5 protein-coding genes are annotated in these 5,616 nt (G+C 57.5%); all 5 read left to right on the top strand.

The features are described 5' to 3' along the window. Nucleotides 1–524, top strand: a 524-nt coding sequence (locus tag PHP98_11550) for a hypothetical protein (protein ID MDD5484263.1), incomplete at its 5' end; no start/stop codon positions are given. A gap of 117 nt (nucleotides 525–641) precedes the next feature. Next, the gene (locus tag PHP98_11545; GenBank protein MDD5484262.1) at nucleotides 642–3,230 is read left to right on the top strand and encodes a BatD family protein; all 2,589 of its coding nucleotides are present in this window, start codon (nucleotides 642–644) and stop codon (nucleotides 3,228–3,230) included. 60 nt (nucleotides 3,231–3,290) lie between these two features. Next, nucleotides 3,291–4,121: an AraC family transcriptional regulator gene (locus PHP98_11540; protein ID MDD5484261.1), complete on the top strand. Its 831-nt coding sequence runs from the start codon at nucleotides 3,291–3,293 to the stop codon at nucleotides 4,119–4,121. Then, complete coding sequence (locus PHP98_11535) at nucleotides 4,118–5,098, top strand: AraC family transcriptional regulator (GenBank protein ID MDD5484260.1); 981 nt, start codon at nucleotides 4,118–4,120, stop codon at nucleotides 5,096–5,098. The genes PHP98_11540 and PHP98_11535 overlap by 4 nt, the downstream gene beginning before the upstream one ends. Nucleotides 5,099–5,251: 153 nt before the next feature. Further along, the coding region (locus PHP98_11530) for a DegT/DnrJ/EryC1/StrS family aminotransferase (GenBank protein MDD5484259.1) at nucleotides 5,252–5,616 on the top strand (365 nt) is incomplete at its 3' end.

Below are 5,616 nucleotides of genomic sequence, written 5' to 3'. Positions count from 1 at the left end.
CGGAAAATACGCCGCCTTCCACGAATGATGCGGCCCGGATTACCCCGGAAATGCGCACCAACATCCTGTTTCTTGCGGAACAGGCCCTCCAGAAGCAGGCCAAGTCCGCCCGGTTCCTGGCCGCGGAAAATTTGGGGTCTTCCCTCCCGGAACAGCGCCGCGCTTATGATCTCTTGAAGGAAATTGAAAAGCTGCTTTCAAAGGACAAGCCCCAGCAGCAGGACCGGCAGAAACAGGATCAACAACAAAAGGATAACCAGCAGGAGCAACAACAGAAGCCGTCCGAGGAGCCTCCGCCGCAACCCGACAAGCAGGAGCCGCCTCCGCCTTCCGGAGAAGACGGACAAAAGCAACCTCCGCCCGGTGAGCAGCCGTCGGAACCGGAGGAAAAAGACAAAAAAGAAATGTCGCCGGAACAGGCGCGCGCGCTTCTTGACAAGGCCCGGCAAAGGGAGAAGGAATACCAGAAAGAAAAAAAACGCAACGAATATATTCCGCCTTCCCCCGTTGAGCGCGACTGGTAGAAGCAGGCACAAAGGGTCAAAGGCAGAAGGCACATAGTCAGAAGCAGTAAAGCGATGGAAAGAAATCAATCAAAAATTAACTTTGTGCCTTTGTGCCTATGTACCTATGTGCCTTATATGGCAAGCTTGCGATGTTACATCAGCACGATTGCCTGCATAACTATTTTGACCAGCAGTCTGGTATGCGCCGAAGAGCCCGGCATGAAGGTAACCGCCAACCGGGACCGGATTTATATCGGCGAATCGTTCATTCTTGAAATCACCGTTTCCGGTTCCGGCGATCCAGCCGAAATTGATTTCAGCGGACTGAAAAACGCCAATATCCGCCCGCTCGGCAGCCGCAATATCAGCAATTACCAGATTACCATCATCAACGGCCGGATAACCCGGGAGGGCTTCAGCGGTTTTGTTTCCAGCTACGAGATTACGCCGCTTGTTCCCGGCCGGTTCCAGGCCGGCCCCATCACCGCCAAAATCAACGGGAAATTATTAGCGGCGGCCGGTCCCGTGGTCATGGTTACCGATATTGAAAAACAGGACCGGGTGATTTTGTCCGTAACCGCCTCGCGCGAAACGGCCTTGATTGACGAGCCTTTTTCCGTGACGCTCAACTTTAAGATACAATGTCTGCCGGGCGCCGCCGCCGGTTTTGAACCCCTTTTTCCCGATAATCCCCCCGCGCTGACCATTCCCTGGCTGGACCAGGAACTGGCCGGATTAACCGGTCCCGATGTGCGCCGCCTCCTGACCGGCTGCCTGGCTCCGCACTGGAACCAGCCCGGCGTTACCATCAACCGCTTTACGCTGGCCTCCGATCCCTTTGATATCGGCAGCATGTTCCTGCGCGAGCCGCGCAAGGCGAAGTTTTCCCTGCCCAGAAAAACGGTTCAGATTAACAACCGGTCTTATTGCGAATACAGCCTGCAGTTTGATTATGTTCCGCAGGAAGAAGGGAATTATGTCTTTGGCCCCGTTATTTTTAAGGGCGGCGTTCCGGAGCGGCTGGATGAACACGGCCGGGCGGTCGGGGCGGATATTTTCGCGGTGGGGCCGGCCTGCACGGTCAGGATCATTCCCCCGCCGGAAGAAGGCCGGCCGGAATCCTACAGCGGCGCAATTGGCAGCAATCTGGTTGTCAAGGCCGCCCTGGACACGGCCGAATGCAACCTGGGCGATCCTCTCACCTTGACCTTGACTGCTTCCGGCCCGGTCAGGCTTGACAAAATGTTTCCGCCGAAACTCAGCCTGCAAACCAATCTGCTTGAGCGTTTCACGATTTACGACAACACCGCTCAATCCGTCAAGAAGGGGACTTACAACCAGTTTTTGTACACCATCCGGCCCTCCCAGGCCGGCCGTTTTGAAATCCCGCCGATAGAAGTCGCCTACTATGACGTTGTCGGCCGCGGTTACAGGAAAATTTTCACCGATCCCATTCCCGTGCGGGTGCGGCGCGGCGCCGAGGTTACCGGGGCGCAGATTATCGGCGCGACAAATCACGCCGGCCGGCGCGGGGAAGACGCGGCGGATTTGCGGCAGGCGGCGCCGGCGCCCATCCGCCTGGATAATGCCGGCGCCGCGCCGGCCGGTCTGCTGGGCGGCCCAAGATTGTTTTTGCTGGCGGGGGCCGGGCCGGCCCTTTATTTCGCGGTTGTTCTGCTCGGATTTATCAGGCGTTCCGGCCGGAGAATAATTCGTGTCCGGCGCGTGCGCTCCGCCAAGGACCGGGCATACAGGGGACTGCGTGCCGCCGCCCGGATCGGGCAAAAGGATTTGCCGCAGGCCGCCGCGTTGGTTTGCCGGACGGCGCGGAAATACCTCGGAGAACGTTTGGGGGGCGAAACCGCCGCGCTTACGCCGGCCGAAACCGTCCGTTTGCTTTCCGCGCACGGCGTCAGTGAAAATCTTGCCGGGGATTTCGGCGCTTTGTATGAAAAATATTTCAACACCGGCTTTGCCGGCGCGCGGGTTGCCGGGAACATGGCGGAAGACTGCCGCGGCATGCGCGGATTGATTAAACGCATTGAAAAAGAGCTTGACCGGCTGGGAAAAAACAAGGCGGCGGGCGCGGTTGTCATTCTGTTCCTGCTGCTTGGCGTGAGCGCATTCGGACTGGATGCCTCGGATCGTAATTTTATCTGGGAAGAGGCCAATGCCGCCATGCAGACGGCGCGAACATCCGCCGATTACCTGCGCGCGGCTGAAATTTATCAGCGGCTGGTTGATGCCGGCGTGCGCAACGGCCCGCTTTTTTACAATATGGGGACGGCCCTGCTCCGGGCCGGGCGGGATGAACTTGCCGTTGGCGTTTTTGAGAGGGCGGAACGCTACCTCGGTTATCAGCCGGATCTTGAGCATAATCTGAAAATTGCCTCGGCCCGCAAAACCGGCGGCAATCACGCGCGGCTGCCCTGGCAAAGGGTGGTATTCTTCTGGCATTTTTATCTCGCGTGCCCGCAGAGGAGCGCCGCGGCCGTTTTTGCGTTTTTCCTTTTCTGGCTGGCGCTCGTTCTGCGGAAGGCCGGGATCGGGAGGGCGATTAATGCGGTTGCCTTGGCCGGTCTCGTTTGCTTTATTGTTTTCGCCACATCGGCGGCGGCCTCGTGGCAGATGGAAAATTCGGCGCGCCGGTGCGATTTAAGGCTTCCGCCGGCGGCGCCGGCGGAATTGCAGGGGCAAGCCGCCGCGGCGACGGACAACCCGTGACGCCTGGAAATTTAAACCTTAATTTTGTGCTTTGCGCCGGCCGCGGGCAGAGGGGTGATTTTGAAAAAGGTTGTTTTTGAGAAGATATTCTCCGGGGACGACTTCCAGGTCAGCGCCTTTTGGCTTAACGATCGCCGGCCGTTCCGGCTGAATTGCCATCCGGAATGCGAGTTTCATTTTATTAAACAGGGGCGCGGCTTATACTGGATTAACGGCAGAAATTATGCCTTTGGTAAAAACACCTGTCTTTTTATTCATCCCGGAGCGGTCCACGGTTTTGCTTCCAGCATGCGGTGCCGGCGCTGTCTGCTCTTGTTCGCGCCCGCATTTCTGCCGGCCTCCTGCGTCAACCTGCCGTGCCAGGCAAAGATGACCGACCGGGAGGCCGACTATTTGGAGGCCGGGCTCAATCGCATAATCGGGGAAAAAAAGGCAAAGGCGCCTTTTTGGAAGGATATTTGCCGCGCGGAACTAAACGCGCTGCTTCTGATGATGCTTCGCAAAACCAATTCGCCGCAAACGCCTTCCCGGGAGCACAGACTTGTCTTGCAATTGGCCGCCTGCGTGGAAAAGCATTTTCAAGCCGGACTGCGGATCAGCGCCATCGCCGAAAAGTTCGGGTATTCCCAGGGCTACTTGACGGCCGTATTTGCAAAAACCATGGGAATCGGATTAAAACACTATATTTTGCAGCGCCGGATTATAGAGGCCAAGAAAATACTGGCGCAAAATCCCGCCGTGAACGTTGCCGCCGTTTCCGAGTCGCTCGGTTTCGCCGATAACGCGGTCTTTGAGCGGGCGTTTAAAATGATGGAACATATGACGCCCTCTGCGTATCGCCGGAAGGCAATTGCCCTGGAAACAAGAGGCGCCGGACGAAAGATGTTATGAGGGCGAAAAGGAAAAAGAACCGGCGGCCGCACGCCGGGCCGGTTGCGCGCGGGAAAAAAAAAGCAAAGTCCGGCGGTCCGCCGCCGCGCGGGGGCAAGGTTGAAAATATCTTTCAGACCGGCGAAGTCCCCCTCAAGGTTGGTTGGGCCGATATTGCCGGTAATCCCTTTTCGTTAAAATGTCATCCGGAATTGGAACTGCATTATATAAGGAAGGGCCGCGGCATTTACCAGATTTCCGGCTGTAATTACGAATTTGTCGGCCCGGCCTGCCTGGTGGTGCTCCCATGGAAGGTGCATTCCTTTGTGTCCAGCGAATCGTGCGAGCATTGCCGCGTCATGGTGGCGCCGGAATACACGCGCGCCACGCGGCTGTTTGCCGGCTGTCCGAAAAACTTTTCACCTTGTTTCCGGGCGCCGGCGCGGGACATGCCTTATCTGGAGCTGGCCTTGAACCGTATCATTGAGGAGGAAAAACGGCGGCTTTTCGGATGGCAGGAGATGATGAAGGAACAAACCGAGTCGTTGTTTCTGCTCGTCAGGCGCCTGTCCCGGCAGCCGTGCCTGCGCCTGCGCTGCCATCCGCTTATTTCCCGGCTCTCGGTTTATATCGGGGAACATTTTCGCGGGCCTTTGCCGCTGGAAGCGCTGTCAAAAAAATTCGGGTTATCCGCGCGCCATCTCAACCGCATTTTCAAGCAGTACTACGGGATTGGTCCGAAACGTTATGTTATCCAGCGGCGTGTAGCGGAAGCGGGCAAAATACTGCAACAGCGCCCGGGCTTGAAAATAGAGGCGGTTTCCGAGTCGGTCGGCTTCCGCGGCCGGGCCGTTTTTGAGCGCGCTTTCAAGGCCATGACGCGGTTGTCGCCCAGCGTTTATCGCGGTTTGCCGCAGTCCGCCTTCGCCAATCCGGCCGGCATTGCGCCCGCCGCGGCGAATACGACGCAGGGCGGGCCGGGCCGGCCGGAACATTAACCCGGGTTAAGGGCTTTCCCGGCGCCATGTCCGAAATAGTTGCATTTATGCTGAAAAATGCCGTTCGCATCCCGCGAAAAAAATTGTTAAATGGCATCCGACGTTAAAATCAATGTCCGGCGGAGATGCCGCAATTTGAAAGGAGATAATCATATGCCGCGCTCAAAACTGGCTTTGCTGGGTGGTCCGAAATCTTTGAAAAAGAACATTCCGGCCGCAATGTTCAAATGGCCCGTGATTACCCGGGAGGATGAACGGGCATGTTTGGATGTTTTGCGCCGCGGCGCCATGTCGGGCACCGATGTTACCATGGATTTTGAAAAACAGTTTGCGGCCTGGGAAGGCGTCAAATACGCCCTGGGCTGCTGTTCCGGCACGGCGGCGCTGCATTGCGCCATGTACGGATGCAAGGTCGGCGTGGGCGACGAAATCATTTCGCCGAGCATAACCTACTGGGCTTCCTGCCTGCAGGCCTATTCGCTCGGGGCGACGGTTGTTTTCGCGGAAGTGGAGCCGCA

Source organism: Kiritimatiellia bacterium (genome assembly GCA_028715905.1).
Lineage (GTDB): Bacteria > Verrucomicrobiota > Kiritimatiellia > JAAZAB01 > JAAZAB01 > JAQUQV01.
The sequence above is the reverse complement of the archived record's forward strand: the minus strand, read 5'-3'. Positions and strand labels throughout refer to the sequence as shown.